Here is a 20,387-nt window from a genome sequence, read left to right as displayed (position 1 = left end):
ACCCCTCCCCTGCGGGGAGGGGTCATCTCGGGTAGGCGCGCTGTCGCACTCCGATGCTGCCCCGGCGGGGTCGCTTGCTCAGATCCCGCCCTCCTCCAGGCTCAGCAGCGTCGCATTGCCGCCCGCGCTGGTGGTGTCGACCGACACCGCCCGCTCGGCGCAGAAGCGGTAGAGGTACAGCGGCCCACCCGCCTTGGGCCCCGTCCCCGACAGCCCCTCGCCGCCGAACGGCTGCGACCCCACCACCGCGCCGATCATCGAGCGATTGATATAGAGGTTGCCCACCGCCGCCGCCGCCTCGGTCACCTCGGCCGCGCGCGCGATGCGGCTGTGCAGGCCCATCGTCAGCCCATAGCCCTTGGCGTTGACCCGCGCGATCGTCTCCTCCAGCGCGCCCGCCTTCCACGTCGCGACGTGGAGCAGCGGCCCGAACCACTCGCGGTCGAGCGCCTCGACCGAGTCGAGCCGGATCAGCGTCGGCGGCACGAACAGCCCCTCCGCTGGCGCCGCCACCGTCTTCACCCAGCGCGCGCGCGCCTGTTCGCGATAGGCCATCAGCCGGTCATAGGCGGCGCGGTCGATCACCGGGCCAACGTCGGTGCGCGGGTCGCCCGCCTCGCCGAGCGTCAGCAGGTCCATCGCGCCAGCGAGCATCTCGATCAGCCCCTCGGCGATGTCCTCCTGCACCAGCAGCAGCCGCAGCGCCGAGCAGCGCTGCCCGGCCGAGCGGAACGCGCTGGTGACGACGTCCGCCACCACCTGCTCGGGCAGAGCGGTCGAGTCGACGATCATCGCGTTGATCCCGCCGGTCTCGGCGATCAGCGGCACGATCGGGCGGTCGTCGTCCGCCAGCAGCGCGCGCGCGATCGACCGCGCGGTCGCGGTCGAGCCGGTGAAGGCGACGCCCTGGACGCGCGCGTCACCCACCAGCGCGGCGCCCACCTCGGGTCCGCCCGGCACCAGCACGAGCGCGTCGCGCGGTACGCCCGCCTCATGCGCCAGCGCCACCGCCGCGGCGGCAATGCGCGGCGTCTGCGGCGCGGGCTTGGCGACCACGGTGTTCCCCGTCACCAGCGCGGCAACGGTCTGGCCGAGGAAGATCGCGAGCGGGAAATTCCACGGCGCGATCGTCGCCCACACGCCGCGCCCCTCGAGGTGGAGCGTGTTGCGCTCGCCGGTCGGCCCGGGCAGCTCGACCGAGCCCAGCGTCGCACGCGCCCGCGCCGCATAATAGCGGCAGAAATCGGCGGCCTCGCGCACCTCGCCGATCGCGTCGGGGATGGTCTTGAATGCCTCCTGCACGCAGATCGCCATCAGCCGGTCGCGGTCGCGCTCGAGCAGGTCGGCGAGCCGGTCGAGGCAGGCGGCGCGCCCCTCGACCGAAGTCGTCTGCCACGCCGGGAAGGCCGCGCGCGCCCGCGCCACCGCGGCGGCGACGTCGACGGTCGGCGCGGGCGCCGGCTCGGTCATCGGCCGGTTCACCGCGGCGCGCGTGTCCTCCAGCACGACGCGGTCGCCCAGGTCGAGCCCGCGCGAGTTGCGCCGCTCGGCGCCGAACAGCTCGGCCGGCAGCGGGATGCTGGGGTGGCGCGTGCCGCCGGCCGACTCGATCTTGGCGACGGGATCGGCGAGGATGTCGGCCTCGCTCAGCCTTGCGTCGGCGAGCTGGTGGACGAAGCTGGAGTTGGCGCCGTTCTCGAGCAGCCGCCGGACGAGATAGGCGAGCAGGTCGCGGTGGCCGCCGACCGGCGCGTAGATGCGGCAATGGTAGCCCTGGTCGCGCACCAGCCGCTCGTACAGGCCGTCGCCCATGCCGTGGAGGCGCTGGAACTCGAAGTCGCGGCCGTTGCCCGCCCATTCGACGATCGTCGCCACCGTCAGCGCGTTGTGGCTGGCGAAGGCGGGGCGGATGTAGCGCGCGTCGAGCATGTCGCGCGCCACCGCGAGGTAACTCACGTCGGTCGCGGCCTTGCGCGTGAACAGCGGGTAATCGTCGAGCCCCTCGACCTGGGTGCGCTTGATCTCGCTGTCCCAATAGGCGCCCTTCACGAGCCGGACGTTCATCAACCGGCCGAGCGAGTCGGCCCAGGCCACCACCGGGCGCGCGCGCTTGCCATAGGCCTGCACCGCCATGCCGAACCCGTCCCAGTCGCGCAGCTGCGGGAGAGCGGCGACCGCGCCGATGATGTCGAGGCTCATCTCGAGCCGCTCGCTCTCCTCGGCGTCGACGGTGAGCGCGATGCCACGCGCCGCCGCCTGGAGCGCGAGCGCCTCCAGCATCTCGGTCAGCGCAGGCACGCACTCGTCCCAGCGCGCCACTTCGTAGCGCGGGTGGAGCGCGGAGAGCTTGACCGAGACCGAGTGGCCCGCCTTGGGGTCACTGCCGACCGCGTCGATCGCGTCGACATAGGCTTGGAAGTAGCGCTCGGCGTCGGCGCTGGTGCGCGCCGCCTCGCCCAGCATGTCGAAGCTGGCGGTGAAGCCGCGATGCTCGGGGCGGCGCATCCGCCTCATCGCCTCGTCGATGGTGCGCCCCATCACGAAGATCTCGCCCATCATCCGCATCGCCGCGCCTACCGCCTGGCGCACGAACGGCTCGCCGGCGCGGCTCAGCAGCCGCTTGAGCGGCCCGGTCTCGCCCTCGCCCACCAGCGCGCGGCCGACCACCAGACCCCAGGTGGCGGTGTTGACCAGCCGCGAGTTGGACTGGCCGGCGTGCGCGCGCCAGTCGGCGTCGCCGAGCTTGTCCGCGATCAGCAGGTCGGCGGTCTCGGGGTCGGGCACGCGCAGGAACGCCTCGGCGAGGCTGAGCAGCGCGACGCCCTCGGACGAGTTGAGGCGATATTCCTGGAGGAACTGGTTGACCCAGCCGCGCGCCTGCGCCGCGCGGAGGTCGGCGAGCAGCCCCGAGGCGGTGTCGACGATGCGGGCGCGCGAATCGGCGCCCGCCGCGGCGCGCTCCAGCAGCGGCTTTAGAACATCGGGTTCGCTCGCGCGATGGAGCGCGCGGAGCTGGGCGAGAGTGGATGACGGTACGGCAGCGGCCATCTTCGTGCTTTCGGTTCGTTGTGTCTTGCGGGCACGGCGGCGCCGCGCCTAGACAGATGCGCGCGCTGTAGCGCGTCGCATGGCGGAGGGGAATCGCGGTGACGGCCGAGGAGATGAGCCAGGCGGTCGGGCGCGAGAGCGTCTCCGACTGGGTCGAGGTGACCCAGGCGATGATCGACCGTTTCGCCGAGGCGACCGGCGACCACCAGTTCATCCACGTCGATCCCGAGCGCGCCGCCGCGACGCCGTTCGGCGGGACGATCGCGCATGGTTTTCTGACGCTGTCGCTGCTGCCGCTGCTGGCGGCGCGCACCCCCGACGCGCCGCGGCTCGAGAGCGTGACGATGGGGGTGAATTACGGGGGCAACAAGGTGCGCTTTCTCGCGCCGGTGCCGTCCGGGTCACGGGTCCGCGCGCGGTCGGTGCTGGCCGACTTCGCCGCGAAGCGGCCCGGGGTGTATCAGTACACCACCGCCACCACGGTCGAGATCGAGGGGCACGACAAGCCCGCGATGGTGGCGGAGTGGATCACGCAGGTGTTCGTGTGAGGGGCGCCGCTCCCCTCTCCCCTTCCGTCATCCCGGACTTGGTCCGGGATCCACCGTGCCGCTTACTCATCCGCCGTTTGGCGCGCGGACGGGTGGATCCCGGACCAAGTCCGGGATGACGGCAGTGAGTGCAACGGCTGCCTCGAACCTCACCCACTCTCCGACCCTCACCAAAGGACCCTGCCCATGCGCTCCGCCGTCATCGTCTCCACCGCCCGCACGCCGATCGGCCGTGCCTATCGCGGCGCGTTCAACAACACGCCCTCGCCCACACTCGCGCATCACGCGATCGCCGCCGCGGTCGAGCGCGCCGGAATCGACCGCGCCGAGATAGAGGACGTGATCCTCGGCGCCGCGCTCCAGCAGGGGCATCAGGCGAGCAACATCGCGCGCACCAGCCTGCTGCGCGCCGGGCTGCCCACCAGCGTGCCCGGCATGTCGGTCGACCGCCAATGCGCCAGCGGGCTGATGGCGATTGCGATCGCGGCCAAGCAGATCGTCGTCGACGGGATGGACGTAACGATCGGCGGCGGGGTCGAGAGCATCAGCCTCGTCCAGACTCCCGAGATGCGCGTCGCGCCCGACAAGGAACTGCTGGCGATGCACAATGACATCTACATGCCGATGCTCCAGACCGCCGAGATCGTCGCGGACCGCTACGGCATCGATCGCGAGGCGCAGGATCAGTACGGGCTCCAGTCGCAGCAGCGCACCGCGGCGGCGCAGGCGGCGGGCCGGTTCGACGACGAGATCGTCGCGGTCACCGCCACCAAGGCCAATGTGAACAAGGAGACCAAGGAGGTCAGCCACGAGGAGGTGACGCTGTCGCGCGACGAGGGCAACCGCGCCGACACCACGATCGAGGGGCTGCGCGCGCTCAAGCCAGTGGTCGGGCCGGACCGACACGTTACCGCGGGCAACGCCTCGCAGCTGTCCGACGGCGCCTCCGCCAGCGTGCTGATGGAGGAGCGGCTCGCCGAGCGGCGCGGGCTCACCCCGCTCGGCCGCTATGTCGGCATGGCGGTGGCGGGCACCAAGCCGGACGAGATGGGGATCGGCCCGGTCTATGCGATCCCCAAGCTGCTCGAGAAGAACGGGCTGACGATGGACGACATCGGCCTGTGGGAGCTCAACGAGGCGTTCGCGGTGCAGGTGCTCTACTGCCGCGACAAACTGGGCATCCCCAACGAGCTGCTCAACGTCAACGGCGGCGCGATCTCGATCGGTCATCCCTATGGCATGTCGGGCGCGCGCATGACCGGCCACGCGCTGATCGAGGGCAAGTGTCGCGGCGCCAAGTACGTCGTGGTGACGATGTGCGTCGGCGGCGGCATGGGCGCGGCGGGACTGTTCGAGGTGCTGTGAGGTCGCTGGCGTCGCTGAATGAATATCCTCCCCTGCAAGGGGAGTGCGGGCTTTGGCTTGCCCCCGGCAAGCCAAGATGGTGTCCGGTGGACACCATCTCGCCCGCACTGGCAGCGCGCCAGCACTGACGGAGGGGTGACCCGGCCGGTGAGCGGCGCCGGACTCACCAGCGGTGACACCCCTCCGTCAGCCCTGCGGGCTGCCACCTCCCCTGCAAGGGGAGGATCGGTCGTGCATCACTATCAGCGCCGGGCCCAGCAACGGCTGCGGTTGTCACTGCCCCGAATACGGGTACGCAGGAGCAAGGCTCAATCAAGCTCCTGCAAGCAGCTCCGCCACCGCCATCACTTTCCCGCGAAGGCCGCGCGCAGGAAGCCGTCGCTCTTGCGCAGCATCTCGGCGCGCGCGCGGTCGTCGTCGAGCTGGTGGTCCAGCCCCTCGTACACCACCAGCGTCGAGGCCTTGCCCGCCCCGCGCAGTCGTTTGTCCATCAGCTTGGACTGGCCCACCCCGACGTTGAGGTCGCGGTCGCCGTGGAACAGCAGCACCGGCGCCTTGAAGCGGTCGGCGTGGCGCGCCGGCGAGCCCTTGCCGATATTCTCGCCCGAGCCGATCTGGCGCTCGACCATGGCGTGGTTGCTGAAGCCCTCGCTCTCCTGCTTGGTGCGGCCCAGGTCGGTTACGGGCGCGATCGCCACCACCGCCTTGAACAGGTCGGGGTCGACGACGTTGCTCTGCAACGCGGCATAGCCGCCGTAGGACCAGCCCAGGATGCCGAGCCTGGCCGGATCGGCGATGCCCTGCTTGACCAGCCAGCGCCCGGCGTCGCTGACGTCGCCGATCGCCAGCTCCCACGAGCGGAAGCCGTTGTTGGCAAACCAGGCGTCACCGTAGCCGGTCGAGCCGCGGAACTGCGGCTGCAGCACCGCATAGCCCGAGGCGGCGAAGAACTGGACGAGCCAGTCGAAGCCCCATTCGTCGCGATAGGCCGGGCCGCCGTGCGGCATCACGATCGCGGGCAGCCCCTTGGTCGCGCCGCCCGGCGGCAGCGTGAGATAGCCGGGCACCATCGTGCCGTCCGCCGCGGGGAACTTGACCGAGGTCATCTGGCCGAGCGGCACCCCCTCCAGCTCGGGGCGCGCCGCGATCAGCGGGTCGAGCGTGCGCTTGGCCTTGGTGTAGAGGTAATACATGCCGGGATCGACGTCGCTGCCGGCATAGACCAGCAGCCGGCTCTCGTCCGCGGTGGCGCCGACCAGGCCGATCAGCGGCGACTTCGGCAACGCCTTCGCCAGCTTGGCGGCGAGCGTCTTGTACTCCGGATCGAAATAGTCGGTCTGGCGGCGATCGGTCACGTAGGTGGCGCCGATCACGCGCCCGTGCCGCCCGATCCGCGCGATCCCGCCGACATCGACCTCGGGATTGCTCCACACCAGGTCCGCCTTCATCGAGCCGTCGAGCGCCACGCTGTACAGCGCGAGCCGCCCGTCGAGCCGTCGGGTCGCGAACGCCACGTCACGCGTGCCGTCGACCGCGAGCGGCTCGAGCACGCTCGGACCGTCCTGGCGCGAGGTGCTGAACGGCTTCCACGCGTCCTGGCCGGTCGGGCGGTAGCTGTAGACGGTGTCGCCCTTGAGCTCGCCGTCCTCGCGCCGCGGCATCGTCTCGCGGACGCGGATATGGCCCTGCCCGTCCGCGAGCCAGTCCTCGGCGTCGGACACCGGGCGCTCGATCAGCTGCGCCTTGCCCGTGCTGCTGTCGACCAGCTCGACGCCGAGCCCGTCGCGCGACACCGAGCTGGCGTTGAAGCCGTCACCCCGCTCGGGGATGAAGTCGCGCTGCATCAGCACCCAGCCGTCGCCCGCGCGCCAGTCGATCACGTCACCGTCGAACTGGTTGAGGCGGGTCGCGCCTAGCCGGCTCTTGCGGCCGAGGTACAGCGGGTGGCCACCGTCGGCGTCGAAGGCGAACAGCCGCGAATAGCCCACCTGCTTGTCGTAATAATCGGCGACGCCGCGGAACTTGCAGACCAGCCGCGCGGAGGAGGCCCAGCCGCACATCGACGGGGTCAGTCGCTCGCCGTTGCCGAGATCGACCATCTCCTCGCGCTGCTTCGCGACGTCGATCAGCCGCACCGCGCTACCGCGCCCCTGCGTCGCGCTGATATAGGCGATGTGCGCGCCGTCGGGCGCCAGGCTGACCTGCCCGACATGCTCGCGCGCACCGAAGCGGCTGGCCAAGTCGCCCGCCGCCGGAGCGGCCGGTACCGCCGGTGCAGCCGACGCGCCGTCCGTCGCCGCCGGCGCCGCGATCGCGGCCTGGCCGGCGAGCCCCGCGAGCAGCGCACACAGCGCCGCCCCCGTCTTCCCCCTCATCTCATCTTCCCCCGTTTCCCCGTCACAAATCTATCCGGCGCCGCGCGCGCCGCAAGGCCCGCGTGGACAGCGCTGACCCAGCTTGGCATGAGGCGCCGGTATCCCCCCGGAGTACGACCATGCGTCTGCGTCTCTCGTCCTTGTCCCTGCTCGCGCTGGCCGCGGCGAGCGCCGTCGCGGCACAGACCGTGCCGACCGCGTCGATCGCGGAGCAGACACTCAAAGAGGTGACGAAAGAGTTATCCTCGGATGCTTATGAGGGACGCGCGCCCGGTACCGCGGGCGAGGAGAAGACGGTCGCCTATCTGGCGAAGCGCTTCGCCGCGGCGGGGCTGACGCCGGGCAACAAGGGCAGCTGGTTCCAGGACGTGCCGCTGGTCGAGCTGACCGCGCGCAACGTCTCGCCGCTCGTCTTCAAGGGCGCGGGCGCGCCGCTCAGCCTGCAGTACGGGCCGCAGATGGTGGTGGGCAGCCACCGCATCGCCCCGCACGAGGAGGTGAAGGACAGCGACGTCGTCTTCGTCGGCTATGGCGTCAACGCGCCCGAGAAGGGGTGGAACGACTATGCCGGGGTCGACGTGCGCGGCAAGACGGTGCTGATCCTGATCAACGATCCAGACTGGCGAACGCCCACGGTCGGCGGTACCTTCAACGGCCGCGCGATGACCTATTACGGCCGCTGGACCTACAAATTCGAGGAGGCGGCGCGGCAGGGTGCTGCGGCCGCGCTGATCGTCCACCAGACCGAGCCCGCGGCCTATGGCTGGAACGTGGTCCAGTCGAGCTGGACCGGCGCGCAGCAGGTGGCCGACGCCGCCGACGGCCATGCCGACCAGAGCGCGGCGATCGGCTGGATCCAGTACGACCAGGCGAAGGCGCTGTTCGCGCGCGAGAAGCTCGACTTCGACGCGCTCGCCGCCGCGGCCGCGCGCGAGGGCTTCCGCGCGGTGCCGCTCAAGGGTGTGACGGCCTCGGTCTCGTTCGACGAGACGGTGCGCAAGCACATGTCGCGCAACGTCGTCGGCGTGCTGCCGGGCAAGACCCGCCCCGACGATTACGTCCTCTACAGCGCACACTGGGACCATCTCGGCCGGTGCGAGGCGGCACCCGACGGGGACGACATCTGCAACGGCGCGATCGACAATGCCAGCGGCACCGCCGCGCTGGTCGCGCTCGCCGAGGCCAATGCCAAGGTCGGGCCGGCGGCGCGCAGTCAGGTCTTCGTCGCGGTCACGGGCGAGGAATCGGGGCTCCTCGGCTCCGAATATTACGCCGCCAACCCGATCTACCCGCTCGCGCGCACGGTCGGCGGGGTCAACATGGACGCGCTGTCGCTCGCCGGGCCGGCGAAGAACGTGGTGGTGGTCGGCAAGGGCAAGTCCGAGCTCGATGCCTACCTCGACGCCGCGCTCAAGGCGCAGGGGCGCTACGCCTCGGACGAGCCGACCCCGGAGAAGGGCTTCTACTATCGCTCGGACCATTTCAGCCTCGCCAAGCGCGGCGTGCCGATGATCTATTTCGACGCGGGCGACGATCTGGTGGCGGGCGGCAAGGCCGCGGGCGCCGCGGCGGCGAAGGACTATGAGGAGCACCGCTACCACGGCCCCAAGGACGAATATGACCCGAACTGGAACTGGGCGGGAACGGTGCGCGACGTGCAGCTCTATTACTCGATCGGGCGCGCGCTGGCCGAGAGCGACGCCTGGCCCAACTGGGTCGCGGGCGACGAGTTCCGCGCGATCCGCGACCGCAGCCGCGCCACCGCGCGCTGAACAGGAGTGACCCACGTGTCCCGTACCCCGCTGCCCGAATGGGCGCCGCACCAAGCGGTGTGGATCGGTTTCCCGAGCCATCCCGAGCTTTGGCAGGACGATCTCGATCAGGCGCGCGACGAGGTCGCCGCCTTCGCGCGCGCGGTCCATGCCGAGGGGCGCGGCGAGCAGGTGCTGCTCGTCGCCGCCGACGCCGAGGCGGCCGCGGCGGCGCGCGCGCTCGCGCCCTTCGCCGAGGTGCTGGTCCAACCCTTCGGCGACATCTGGCTGCGCGACACCGCGCCGATCGTCGACGGTGACGGGCGCGCGCGCGACTTCCAGTTCAACGGCTGGGGCGGCAAATACGACCTGCCCGGTGACGACGACATCGGCGCCCGGCTGGCGCGCGCGCGCGGGCTGATCGTGCTGCCGTGCGAGTGGGTGCTCGAGGGCGGCGCGATCGACGGCGACGGCACTGGGTTGGTCGTCACCACCGAGCAGTGCCTGCTCAACCCCAACCGCAACCCCGCGCTGACCAAGGAAGCGGTGGAGCGCCGGCTCGCCGCGGACCTGGGCTATACGCGCGTGCTGTGGCTCGGCGACGGGCTGCTCAACGACCATACCGACGGCCATGTCGACAATCTGGCGCGCTTCGTCGGGCCGAACCGGCTGGCGCTGCCGGTCGGCGCGGAGAACGACCCCAATTGGCGCGTCTACCAGGACGCCGCCGCGCGCGCTCGTGCCGCTGGCGTGGAGGTGGTCGAGATCCCCTCGCCCGGCCGCGTGCTGCGCGACGAGGAGGTGGTGCCGGCGAGCTACATGAACTTCTACATCGGCAACGCCGCGGTGGTGGTGCCGGTGTACGGCACGCCGCAGGACGAAGCGGGCGTCGCCGCGGTGCGCGCGCTCTTCCCCGACCGCGAGGTGATCGGGCTGCGCGCCGACGCGATCCTGACGGGAGGCGGCAGCTTCCACTGCATCTCGCAGCAGATACCGGCGTAAGAGTGGAGCGGGCGGCGCGCGGGGAAATGGCACGGAGCCGTGTCGCCGCTGACAGCAAGCCAGCGGCCCTTCGCCCAGCGTCCTGTACCTCTCCTCCTGTCCCTCCCGCCCTTGCCTCTCCGCCCTGCCTCTCTGCCCTTCCGCCCCCCCACACCCGCATCGTCATCCCCGCGAGAGTGGGGATCCATAGGCGCTGACGTGCCGGCTCTTGCACGAGCGTCGGCGTGTCTGGATTCCCGCCTCCGCGGGGATGACGATGCCGGTGTGGGGATCGAGAGGACGGTGACGAGGAAGTGGGGGCGGGGCATGACAAGGCGGGCGCGGATCAGGCGTCGCCTCCCTCACTCAAACCACCCCCGTGACGAACGCCGCGCCGCAGCCTAGCCTTGCCCCACAACAACAGGGGGCAACATGCTGAGAACACTCGCCGTCACGCTCGCACTCGCGCTCGCCGCGGGGGCCAGTGCGCAACAACCGGCACCCGCCGCGGCGTCCGCCACGCCCGCGTCGGCGCCCGCGCTGGTCTACGTCCACGCCGGCCAGCTGCTCGACCGCCCCGGCGAGCGCCCGCGCGGCCCCAGCACCGTGATCGTGCGCGACGGCGTGATCGCCGAGGTGCGCGACGGGCTCGTCCCGCCGCCCGCGGGCGCGCGCCTGGTCGACCTGTCGCGTGAGTTCGTCCTGCCCGGGCTGATCGACATGCACGTCCACCTCTGGGGAATCGGCGGCGACCCGCTGCGCGAGCGGCTCACCCGGCTCAATACCGATTCGGCCGACGACCTGATGACGGCGGTGGTCAACGCGCGCCGCACGCTCGAGGCGGGCTTCACCACCGTGCGCGACCTCGGCGGCGACCCGCGCGGCATCCGCGCGCTGCGCGACGCGGTCGAGCGCGGCGACGTCTCAGGGCCGACGATCGTCAACGCCGGCTCGATGATCTCGGTCACCGGCGGGCACGGGGACGGCGGCAACGGCCTCGCCGAGGAATGGGCCGACGCGGTCCACGCGCACCAGATCAACGTCTGCGACGGGCCGGACGACTGCCGCCGCGCGGTGCGCGCGCAGGTCGGGCTGGGCGCGCAGGTGATCAAGTTCGCCGCGACCGGCGGCGTGCTGTCGAACGTCGCCGGTGGCCTCGGTCGCGCGATGACGCCCGAGGAGATGCGCGCCATCGTCGAGACCGCGCACGCGCTCGGTCGCAAGGCCACGGCGCACAGCCACGCCGCCGAAGGCACCAAAGCGGCGCTCGAGGCAGGCGTCGACTCGGTCGAGCACGCCAGCTATCTCGACGACGAGACGATCCGGCTGTTCAAGGCGCATAATGCCTATCTGGTACCGACCGAGATCGCCCCGCTCGCCGCGCTCGCGCAGGCGCGCGCCGGGGCGCTGCCGCCCGCCACCATCCCGAAGGCCGAGGCGGCCGCGGCGGCGCTCCACGCCAACCACAAGAAGGCCTGGGCGGCGGGGGTGAAGTTCGCCTTCGGCACGGACAGCGGCGTGTCGCGCCACGGCGACAATGCGACCGAGTTCGCGCACCTCGTCGACCTCGGCATGACCCCGGCGCAGGCGATCCGCAGCGCCACCGTCGCGGCCGCCGACCTGCTCGGCCGCGACGACCTGGGCGTGATCGCACCGGGCAAGCGCGCCGATCTGATCGCGGTCACCGGCTCGCCGCTCGACGACGTGCGGCGTCTGGAGGCGGTCGACTTCGTCATGCACCGCGGGGTGGTGGCGAAGGGGGGTGAGCGGAGCGGTGCACCCCCGCAGCGTTGATCCGTGCTCCGGCGGACGCCGGAGCCCAGGATCACGGACGGTATCGCTTATGACTCTGGGCTCCTGCGTGCGCAGGAGCACGCTGATCCTTCGAGGCAGACGGATCATGCCCGGGCCGCTCGTGCTGAGGAGGCACTGAGCTTGGCGAAGGGCCGTCTCGAAGCACCTGATGCCGCAGACGGTAGAGGCGCTTCGAGACGCGACTTCGACGGGCTCAGCCGCTCCTCCGCGCGAACGGAGCGCCCCTCCCTCACTGCGTCCGCACCGCCACACTTGAGCCGGCGCGCGCACCCGGATAGACGCGCCCCCTCACCCGATCAGGGTCGAACCTCGTCGTCCGCCGCAGTGCGATTCGCCTGCGCCCGCGGGCGGCGTCATCTTTTCGAGGAATACAGCGACATGGCGGAAGAGCGGGGCGAAGGCATGGGCGGCGGCGCGGTCGCGGCGGACGAACTGCGGCTGCTGATCGAGCGCGCCGAGCGGCTCGAGGAAGAGAAGAAGGGCATCGCCGACGACATCAAAGACGTCTTCGCCGAGGCCAAGAGCCGCGGCTATGACGCCAAGGCGATCCGCCAGATCATGAAGATCCGCAAGCAGAAGCGGGAGGAGTACCAGGAGGAGCAGTCGATCCTCGAGGTGTACATGCAGGCGCTCGGGATGCTCTGATCGCCGGAACGGGTCACGATCGCTGTCGCGTTAACGCCTTCTTCGCGCCGCCGGTGGCATAGCCGCCTCCTGGTTCAGCGATGAGGGAATGCGACGACGGTGCTCGCGGCGCTACAATCTGGCTTTCGCCCGCGCGAGGAGCGGATCACGGTCCTGATCCCGTCGCGGATGCGGCTGGGGGCGAAGTGGGTTGACGTCGTCATTCACAACGTCTCGTCGCGGGGGCTGATGGGCGGCTGCGACGAGCCCCCCCAGCCCGGCAGCTATATCGAGATCCGTCGCGGCACGATCGTGATCGTCGGCCGCGTGCAATGGGCCAAGGGCCGCTTCTTCGGCATCAAGTCGCAGGAGCGGCTCTCGGTAAAGGCGCTGGTGGACGAGCCGCGGCTCGCCAGCCGGCCGCAGCAGAAGGCCGAGCCGGACGCGGGCGAGCGCCGTGCCGAGCGCCGCCTCGCGCACGAGGCGCAGATGGCGCGCAAGGTGGAGCGATCGCGCGCCTTCGCCTCGGCCTTCCAGTTCATCGTGATGGCACTCGTCGGCGTGACGCTGGCGGTGATCGCGGCGCAGGGCGTCTACGGGCTGCTCTCGCGACCCGCCGACGCGATCGGCGCGGCGCTCGAGGGCAGGTAGCGACGCAGCATGCTCCTGCGCACGCGGGAGCCAAGGACTGCAATGATGCCGCCTGGGTCCTGGGTTCCCGCCCCCGCAGGAACACCGTTTCCATCGATGCCACGCCCGCGCCCGAGCCTGTCGCTCAGCTCGGCGTGATCGGTGGCGACTCCATCTCGGCGCGGATCTCCGCCACCAGATCTTTGCGGCTGAGCTTGCCGATCATCGTCTTGGGCAGCGCCGCGCGCACCACCACGCGGTCGACTCGCTCGTGCTTGCCCAGCTGTGGATTGAGCCAGTCGCGAAGCACAACGCCGTCGATCGCGCCCGCCTCCTCGGTCAGCGTGACATAGGCGCGCGGCACCTCGCCGCGATAGGTGTCCGCCATGCCGATCACCAGCGCCTCGCGCACCGCGGGATGATGATAGAGGATCGCCTCGATCTGGCTCGGAAAGACCTTGAAACCGCCGACCGCGATCATGTCCTTGAGCCGGTCGACGATGGCGATGAAGCCGTCCGAGTCGATCGTGCCGACGTCGCCAGTGCGCAGCCAGCGCCGCCCCTGCGCATCGAGCGCGAAGGTGGTCGCGTCGGCGTCGGGACGATTCCAATAGCCCGCCATGATCTGCGGCCCCAGCGCGACGATCTCGCCGGGCTCGCCCGGCGGCGCCTCGCGCGTGGCATCCTCCTTGTCGACCAGCCGAATGCGGGTGGAGGGCAAGGGCTGCCCGATCGTGCCGGGCTTCTGCGGCGGGTCATAGGGATTGGTGGTGAGCACGCCGGTGCTCTCCGACAGGCCATAGCCCTCCACCAGCGTCGAGCCGGTCGCCGCCTCCCAGCGCGCCTTGAGCTCGGCGTTGAGCGGTGCGCCGCCCGAGATGCAGACGCGCAGGCTGGTCAGGTCGGTCTTGGCCAGCGAGGGGTGATCGAGCAGCGCCTGGTACATGGTCGGCACGCCCGGCAGCGAGGTCGGGCGCGTCCGCGCGATCGCGGCGAGCGCCTGGCCGGCGTCGAAGCGCGGCAGCAGCACCATCTCGCCGCCGGTCACGATCGTGCGGTTCATCACGCAGGTGTTGGCGAAGACGTGGAACAGCGGCAGCACGCCCAGGATGCGGTCGGTCTGCTCCCGGTGCGGGTCGAGGCAGGCGACCTGGCGCGCGTTGGCGGAGACGTTGGCGTGGGTCAGCATCGCGCCCTTGGGCACGCCGGTGGTGCCGCCGGTGTACTGGATCAGCGCGACGTCGCGCTCCGGCGCGATCGCCGCGGGAGGCAGCGCGCCGTCGTTGGCGATCAGCTGCGAGAAGGCGAGCACGCGCGGGTCGGCCGGGCGCGGCGCCACCTCGCGTCGCTTGAGCAGGCGATAGGCGACCGACTTGGCAGGCGGCAGCACGCCCGCGACCGAGCCGACCACCAGCCGCTCGAGCCCGCTCTTGTCGAGCACCGCCAGCGCGTTGGGCAGCAGCGCGGTGGCGGAGAGGGTGAACAGCAGCCGCGTGCCTGAGTCCTCGACCTGATGGCAGAGCTCGTCGACGGTGTAGAGCGGCGAGAAGTTGACGACGGTGCAGCCCAGCCGCAGCGCGCCGTGATAGGCCGCGAGATAATGCGGCGTGTTGGGCAGGAACAGGCCGATACGATCGCCTTTGCCATAGCCGAGCGCGGCGAGACCGGTGGCGACCCGCCGCACGCCGTCGGCGAGCTCGTCGTAGCTATAGTGGCGCCCGAGGAAGTCGATCGCGGGGCGCTGGCCGTGCTGGCGTACCGAATCCTCGAACAGGTCGATCATCGACCGCGGCGCGAAGCCGGTGGTCCAGGGCACCGGGTGGCGATAGGCGTCCTGCCAGGCGTGCTCGTCCGTCATTGACATCGCTGTAAGCAACCGCGCCGCCAGCGACAAGCGGTCAGCGTACCAGATATTCTCCGAGCAGGACGACCGCCGCGGCGAGCGGCCGCAGCGCGGGGGCGGCGTCGGCCGTCACGCGGGGCAGATGCGCGCCGTCGGCATGGATCGTGAGCGTGCCGATCATCGGCGTCTCGCGCTGCGCCATGGCGAGCAGCAGCAGCGCCAACCCACCGATCACGGCGCGGCGGCGACGAAGGTCTGGCGGCTGGGTCATGGGGGCCTCGCTGTGGTGTGCGCGGAGCTTAGCGCGACTGTGCCGATGCGGGAAGCGGGGGTGTAAGGAAGCGTCGCGTGCGGCCGCCGGAAGAGACGTAGGTTTGCCTGGAGCCGGCATCATGCCAGTACGGCGCCCTCTTCGCCGTTGCGTCGCCGGGGTCCGTCGAGACGCTCGTCGATCACCACGCCCGATTCCTCCTCCGTCATCCCTGCAAAGGCAGGGATCCAGACGCGTCGAAGGACGTGAAAAGAACGGAACGTCAGCGTGTCTAAATCCCCGCCTGCGCGGAGATGACGGGTGGAGGGATGGGACAGCCACTTCTCGACAGGTCTTCTGTACGAGGCGCCCAGCTCGGATCAGTCAGGCTCCCGCCGTCCACGCCGCACCGCGCCACCATGGACCCAGCCCTAGCTGTCGCCAGCTCCCGACTATGCCGCCGCGGCCCAGCGCACGCGGTCGCGCCCCGCGGTCTTGGCGGCGTAGAGCGCGTCGTCGGCGCGGCGGTAGAGCCGCTTCCATTCCGCCTCGGTCGCGATGGTGCCGCGCTCGCTGCCCAGCGAGGCGGTGACCGCGAGATCGAAGGGCATCCGGGCCGCGCGCACCGCGTCGAGGATCTGGTCGGGCAGATCGTCGCGCCCGGCGCCGGTCAGCACCGCGAACTCCTCGCCGCCGACCCGGGCCACCAGCGCGTCGTCGGGCACCACCGCCAGCAGCGCGCGCGCGAAGACGCGCAGCACCTCGTCGCCGCCGTCGTGGCCGAGCGTGTCGTTGACCTGCTTGAAATGATCGATGTCGATCAGCACGAGCAGCTGCGGCTCGGCGCGCCCGATCGCCTCGCGCAGGAAGCTGCGACGGTTCATCAGACCGGTCAGCGGATCGCTGTCGGCGAGCAGCCGCGCCAGCATCTCCTGCTCGCGCGCCGCGTCGCGCTCCTCCACCACCAGCTTGATGCGCCACGCGATCACCAGCGCGCTGCACGATGCCTCCAGCGCCATCGCCAGCAAGGTCGAATTGTCGATGAAGAAGTTCCAGCGCACCAGCCCCGCCGCCTGTGCGATACGCAGCCCCGCGAACGCGAGCGGCGTGCCCCAGGCCAGCATGAACACGCGCGCGTGCGGCGTGTCGGCGCGCCACCCGCGCCACAGCAGCGGCAGCGCCAAGGCGGCCACCGCGGCGAAGCTCGCGGTCAGCGCGGCGTCGAGCCAGTGCGATGCCCATGGCATCAGCGTGCAATAGAGCGTCGCGGTCACCAGCACCGCACCGACCGACAGAGTCGCCGTGCGCCCGACCCAGCCGGCGAACACGCGCGGGTGGAAGAAGCGCCGCGCGAACAGGATCGCGAAGCTGAGCGCCAGCGCCAGCAGCGCGGTGTTGAGCCGCAACCGCAGGTTGTTGTCCATGCCGGTGAGCTGGCCCAGCAGCCCGGAGGAGCTGACGCCATAGGCGAGCAGGCACAGCACCATCGCGCAATAGGGCGGGTGGAAGCGCTGGCGCAGCGCCGCGCCGAGCGCGAGGTTGGACATCAGCAGGGCGACGCACAGTCCGGCGAAGGCGGCGTAGAAGGCGGCCATCGCCACCTCCATCCGGGTCGACTGCGCCGGCGTGGCGACGCGAGGGTCGATGACGATGCCGCGCGTGACCGGCGCACCGCGAACATGCCACAACAGCGCGACCGGCGCTGCGGCATGATCCGGCAGCGCCAGTTCGAACACCGCGCCGAGCTTGAGCCGCTGCCACGCGTTCGCGCTGGTAAAGCCGGTCGCGCGCGTCGCACCGTCGGCGTAGCGGACGTGGAGCGTCGCGGCGTCCTGCCAGACGCTGGCGAAGCGGATCAGCGAGCCGCGCGCGATCGAAGGAAGGCGCGGCGCGAGCACCCAGTAATCGCCCGGTCCGGCGCTCCGCTGGTCGCTGGTGCAATCGAAGCCGCGCGGGTCGTCGAGCACCGCCGCGGCGCGTTCATCGGGCAGCGCGCGGCGGAAACAGGTGGCGAGCGGCGTCCCCGCCAGCGCCGCGGCCGGGGGCGCGAGCGCGACCCAGGCGGCGAGCAGCGCGAGCGCGCGCGCGATCCAGCGGATGACCTTCCCCCCGTCCATGACGACCGGCGTAACAGGCCGAACCCGAAGGGAAGGTTAACGGCGCGATCATATGTTGCGCGCTTCGGGGCGACGGAGCGTGCACCGCTGCCGCACCTGTCCCGGCGATGTCAGACTATGTCGCTTCACTCGAGCGACAGGCAACGCGAGGCAACGCAGCCGCCGCCACAAAGGCTGTGCCCCGGCGGAGGCCGGGGCACAGTTGGGGGAACGATCATGGCTCTCACCACCACCTTCCTACCTGGGCCCCGGCCTCCACCGGGGAACGATGTTGCGCGTGAGGAGAGCTTAACCCGCACGACGGCGGCGGAGAACGCTCGTCCCCCGCCCCTCGTCCGCCGACCCTCAGCCCGCCTCGACCGGCGCGGCCTTGCCGCCCTTCTTCTTGCCCGGCTTCTTCGGCGCGGCGGGCTCGATCGCGAAGGAGAGCGCGCCCTCCTTGAGCCGCACCGTCACCTCGCCGCCGTGGACCAGCTTGCCGAACAGCAGCTCCTCGGCGAGCGGCTGCTTGATCTTCTCCTGGATCAGGCGACCCATCGGGCGCGCGCCGTAGAGCTTGTCATAGCCCTTGTCGGTGAGCCATTTCTTGGCCTCGTCGTCGAGCTTGATGTGGACGTCGCGGTCGGCCAGCTGGAGTTCCAGCTGGAGGATGAACTTGTCCACCACGCGCGCCACCACCTCGGGCGGCAGATAGCCGAACGGCACGATCGCATCGAGCCGGTTGCGGAACTCGGGCGTGAACATCTTCTGCACCGCCTGCTCGTCCTCCCCCTCGCGGGTTAGGTTGCCGAAGCCGACCGTCTCGCGCGCCATGTCCGCCGCGCCCGCGTTGGTCGTCATGATCAGGATGACGTTGCGGAAGTCGACGGTCTTGCCGTGCTGGTCGGTGAGCCGCCCGTTGTCCATCACCTGCAACAGGATGTTGAACAAATCGGGGTGCGCCTTCTCGATCTCGTCCAGCAGCAGCACGCAGTGCGGGTTCTGGTCGACCGCGTCGGTCAACAGGCCGCCCTGGTCGAAGCCGACATAGCCCGGGGGCGCACCGATCAGCCGGCTGACCGAGTGGCGCTCCATATATTCGCTCATGTCGAAGCGCTGGAGCGGGATGCCCAGGATCGTCGAGAGCTGCTTGGCCACCTCGGTCTTGCCGACGCCCGTCGGGCCGGTGAAGAGGTAGTTGCCGATCGGCTTCTCCGGCTCGCGCAGCCCGGCGCGCGCCAGCTTGATCGCCGACGACAGTTTCTCGATCGCGGCATTCTGGCCGAACACCACGCGCTTCAGGTCGGTCTCGAGCGTCTCGAGCTGCTTCTTGTCGTCGGTCGACACGCTCTTCGGCGGGATCCGCGCCATGGTCGCGATGACCGCCTCGATCTCCTTGGCGGTGATCGTCTTCTTGCGCTTGGACGGGGGCACCAGCATCTGCATCGCGCCGACCTCGTCGATCACGTCGATCGCCTTGTCGGGCAGCTTACGATCGTTGATGTAGCGCGCGCTGAGCTCCACCGCCGACTTGATCGCGTCGGGCGTGTACTTGACCGAGTGATGGTCCTCGAACGCCGAGCGCAGCCCGGCGAGGATCTTGATCGTGTCCTCGATCGAGGGCTCGTTGACGTCGATCTTCTGGAAGCGCCGCAGCAGCGCGCGGTCCTTCTCGAAGTGGTTGCGGAACTCCTTGTAGGTGGTCGAGCCGATGCATCGGATCGTGCCGCCCGACAGCGCCGGCTTGAGCAGGTTGGACGCGTCCATCGCGCCGCCGCTGGTCGCGCCCGCGCCGATCACGGTGTGTATCTCGTCGATGAAGAGCACCGCGTGCGGCAGCTTCTCCAGCTCGTTGACGACCGCCTTGAGCCGCTCCTCGAAGTCGCCGCGATAGCGCGTGCCCGCGAGCAACGCGCCCATGTCGAGCGAGTAGATCACCGCGGGCTTGAGCACCTCGGGCACATCGCCCTCGACGATCTTGCGCGCCAGACCTTCCGCGATCGCGGTCTTGCCCACGCCGGGATCGCCGACATAGAGCGGGTTGTTCTTCGAGCGCCGGCACAGGATCTGCACGGTGCGGTCCACCTCCGCCATGCGGCCGATCAGCGGGTCGACCTTGCCGGTCTTCGCCTTCTCGTTGAGGTCGACGGTGAACTGCTTGAGCGCGCTCTCGCCCTTCTTGCCCGACGTGTCCGCCTTCTCCTTCTTCTCCTCCTCGGCCGCGCCCTTCACGCTGGTCGCCTCGGGGGTGGCGGCGCCCTTGCCGACGCCGTGGCTGATATAGCTGACCGCGTCGAGGCGGCTCATGTCCTGCTGCTGCAGGAAGTAGACCGCATAGCTCTCGCGCTCGGAGAAGAGCGCGACCAGCACGTTGGCGCCGGTCACCTCGTCGCGACCCGACGACTGGACGTGCAGGATCGCGCGCTGGACGACGCGCTGGAAGCCCGAGGTGGGCGAGGGATCGGTGGCGGCGTCGACGCGCAGCGCGCCGAGCTCGGTGTCGAGATAGTGCGCAACCGTGGTCTTGAGCTCGCCGAGGTCGACGCCGCACGCGGACATCACCTGGCTGGCGTGCTCGTCATCGATCAGCGCGAGCAGCAGGTGCTCGAGCGTGGCATATTCGTGACGGCGCGAGGAAGCGGCCTCGAGCGCCTTGTGCAGCGTGGTCTCGAGAGCGCTGGCGAATGAGGGCATCAGATTACTCCTAGCGGGCCGCGTGAGGACACGCGGCCCATCGTCACGAATGTCGTGATTGAGTGGCCCCGCATCAAGCGCTGGCCGTCCGCACCGGGAGCGATCGTTCGCCAGCCCAGTGCGCCAGCGTTCATCGCTTGAATAGCGCATCCGCGCTTGCACGATGGTTAACGGCGCCATCTATTTTGCGCCGGATCCGCGCGATCTCGCCTTCCAGCGCGGCGGCGCGCGCCTCCAGCTCGGCGACGGAGAGCCGATCGAGATCCTCGCGCAGCAGGGCGGCGAGCGGGTCGTCGCGCTGCGGGCCGAGGATGTCGTCTAGGTCCATGCGCGGATCGTCCTACCGGGGCGGCGCGGAGTCAAGTCG

The 20,387-nt window shown here is 70.5% G+C and carries 14 protein-coding genes; 7 read left to right on the top strand and 7 right to left on the bottom strand.

Annotated elements, in window-relative coordinates:
- Positions 1-78: 78 nt before the first annotated feature.
- Positions 79-3,048 carry an L-glutamate gamma-semialdehyde dehydrogenase gene (locus KZ820_RS16175; RefSeq protein WP_219749624.1) on the bottom strand — a complete coding sequence of 990 codons (2,970 nt, stop codon included), beginning with the start codon at positions 3,046-3,048 and terminating at the stop codon, positions 79-81.
- Between the two features lie 113 nt (positions 3,049-3,161).
- On the opposite strand from KZ820_RS16175, the gene KZ820_RS16170 reads away from it, so the two are divergent.
- Positions 3,162-3,596, top strand: a complete 435-nt coding sequence (locus KZ820_RS16170; protein WP_219749672.1) for a MaoC family dehydratase — start codon at positions 3,162-3,164, stop codon at positions 3,594-3,596.
- 186 nt (positions 3,597-3,782) lie between these two features.
- A complete protein-coding gene (locus KZ820_RS16165; protein ID WP_219749623.1) occupies positions 3,783-4,961 on the top strand; it encodes an acetyl-CoA C-acyltransferase in 1,179 nt (392 codons plus the stop codon).
- A gap of 344 nt (positions 4,962-5,305) precedes the next feature.
- Here KZ820_RS16165 and KZ820_RS16160 read toward each other — a convergent pair whose 3' ends face one another.
- Positions 5,306-7,336, bottom strand: coding sequence for an alpha/beta hydrolase family protein (locus tag KZ820_RS16160; RefSeq protein WP_219749622.1), 2,031 nt, complete (start codon positions 7,334-7,336; stop codon positions 5,306-5,308).
- 119 nt (positions 7,337-7,455) lie between these two features.
- On the opposite strand from KZ820_RS16160, the gene KZ820_RS16155 reads away from it, so the two are divergent.
- The 5 genes from KZ820_RS16155 (at position 7,456) to KZ820_RS16135 (ending at position 13,158) form a co-directional block, all read left to right on the top strand.
- Complete coding sequence (locus tag KZ820_RS16155; protein ID WP_219749621.1) at positions 7,456-9,108, top strand: M28 family peptidase; 1,653 nt, start codon at positions 7,456-7,458, stop codon at positions 9,106-9,108.
- A 15-nt stretch (positions 9,109-9,123) separates the two neighbouring features.
- Entirely contained in the window at positions 9,124-10,089 is a 966-nt protein-coding gene (locus KZ820_RS16150) for an agmatine deiminase family protein (RefSeq protein WP_219749620.1), read from the top strand.
- A 411-nt stretch (positions 10,090-10,500) separates the two neighbouring features.
- A complete protein-coding gene (locus tag KZ820_RS16145; protein ID WP_219749619.1) occupies positions 10,501-11,862 on the top strand; it encodes a metal-dependent hydrolase family protein in 1,362 nt (453 codons plus the stop codon).
- Positions 11,863-12,261: 399 nt separating this feature from the next.
- A complete protein-coding gene (locus KZ820_RS16140) occupies positions 12,262-12,528 on the top strand; it encodes a DUF2312 domain-containing protein (protein ID WP_132909494.1) in 267 nt (88 codons plus the stop codon).
- A gap of 99 nt (positions 12,529-12,627) precedes the next feature.
- Positions 12,628-13,158 (top strand): PilZ domain-containing protein, encoded by a 531-nt coding sequence (locus tag KZ820_RS16135; protein ID WP_219749618.1) that lies wholly within the window; start codon positions 12,628-12,630, stop codon positions 13,156-13,158.
- A 124-nt stretch (positions 13,159-13,282) separates the two neighbouring features.
- On the opposite strand, the gene KZ820_RS16130 is transcribed toward KZ820_RS16135, so the two are convergent.
- The 5 genes from KZ820_RS16130 to KZ820_RS16110 all read right to left on the bottom strand — a co-directional run bounded on the left by KZ820_RS16130 (position 13,283) and on the right by KZ820_RS16110 (position 20,348).
- Complete coding sequence (locus KZ820_RS16130; RefSeq protein ID WP_219749617.1) at positions 13,283-14,995, bottom strand: long-chain-fatty-acid--CoA ligase; 1,713 nt, start codon at positions 14,993-14,995, stop codon at positions 13,283-13,285.
- 40 nt (positions 14,996-15,035) lie between these two features.
- On the bottom strand, positions 15,036-15,251 hold the full coding sequence (locus KZ820_RS16125; protein ID WP_219749616.1) for a hypothetical protein: 216 nt from the start codon (positions 15,249-15,251) through the stop codon (positions 15,036-15,038).
- Between the two features lie 431 nt (positions 15,252-15,682).
- A complete protein-coding gene (locus KZ820_RS16120) occupies positions 15,683-17,347 on the bottom strand; it encodes a GGDEF domain-containing protein (RefSeq protein ID WP_219749615.1) in 1,665 nt (554 codons plus the stop codon).
- Positions 17,348-17,692: 345 nt separating this feature from the next.
- Entirely contained in the window at positions 17,693-20,020 is a 2,328-nt protein-coding gene (clpA, locus tag KZ820_RS16115; protein WP_219749614.1) for an ATP-dependent Clp protease ATP-binding subunit ClpA, read from the bottom strand.
- 130 nt (positions 20,021-20,150) lie between these two features.
- A complete protein-coding gene (locus tag KZ820_RS16110) occupies positions 20,151-20,348 on the bottom strand; it encodes a DUF1192 family protein (protein WP_183944976.1) in 198 nt (65 codons plus the stop codon).
- Between the last annotated feature and the right edge of the window lie 39 nt (positions 20,349-20,387).

Origin of the sequence: Sphingomonas citri, from assembly GCF_019429485.1 — a bacterium.
GTDB lineage: Bacteria > Pseudomonadota > Alphaproteobacteria > Sphingomonadales > Sphingomonadaceae > Sphingomonas > Sphingomonas citri.
This window is presented reverse-complemented; position numbering and strand designations above follow the sequence as displayed.

Bases quoted from the DNA above. Each gene is read 5' to 3' on its own strand.
- KZ820_RS16145 (WP_219749619.1), top strand. From the start codon at position 10,501: ATGCTGAGAACACTCGCCGTCACGCTCGCACTCGCGCTCGCCGCGGGG.
- clpA (WP_219749614.1), bottom strand. From the start codon at position 20,020: ATGCCCTCATTCGCCAGCGCTCTCGAGACCACGCTGCACAAGGCGCTC.
- KZ820_RS16140 (WP_132909494.1), top strand. From the start codon at position 12,262: ATGGCGGAAGAGCGGGGCGAAGGCATGGGCGGCGGCGCGGTCGCGGCG.
- KZ820_RS16160 (WP_219749622.1), bottom strand. From the start codon at position 7,336: ATGAGGGGGAAGACGGGGGCGGCGCTGTGTGCGCTGCTCGCGGGGCTC.
- KZ820_RS16125 (WP_219749616.1), bottom strand. From the start codon at position 15,251: ATGACCCAGCCGCCAGACCTTCGTCGCCGCCGCGCCGTGATCGGTGGG.
- KZ820_RS16165 (WP_219749623.1), top strand. From the start codon at position 3,783: ATGCGCTCCGCCGTCATCGTCTCCACCGCCCGCACGCCGATCGGCCGT.
- KZ820_RS16120 (WP_219749615.1), bottom strand. From the start codon at position 17,347: ATGGACGGGGGGAAGGTCATCCGCTGGATCGCGCGCGCGCTCGCGCTG.
- KZ820_RS16170 (WP_219749672.1), top strand. From the start codon at position 3,162: ATGAGCCAGGCGGTCGGGCGCGAGAGCGTCTCCGACTGGGTCGAGGTG.
- KZ820_RS16155 (WP_219749621.1), top strand. From the start codon at position 7,456: ATGCGTCTGCGTCTCTCGTCCTTGTCCCTGCTCGCGCTGGCCGCGGCG.
- KZ820_RS16130 (WP_219749617.1), bottom strand. From the start codon at position 14,995: ATGACGGACGAGCACGCCTGGCAGGACGCCTATCGCCACCCGGTGCCC.
- KZ820_RS16110 (WP_183944976.1), bottom strand. From the start codon at position 20,348: ATGGACCTAGACGACATCCTCGGCCCGCAGCGCGACGACCCGCTCGCC.
- KZ820_RS16175 (WP_219749624.1), bottom strand. From the start codon at position 3,048: ATGGCCGCTGCCGTACCGTCATCCACTCTCGCCCAGCTCCGCGCGCTC.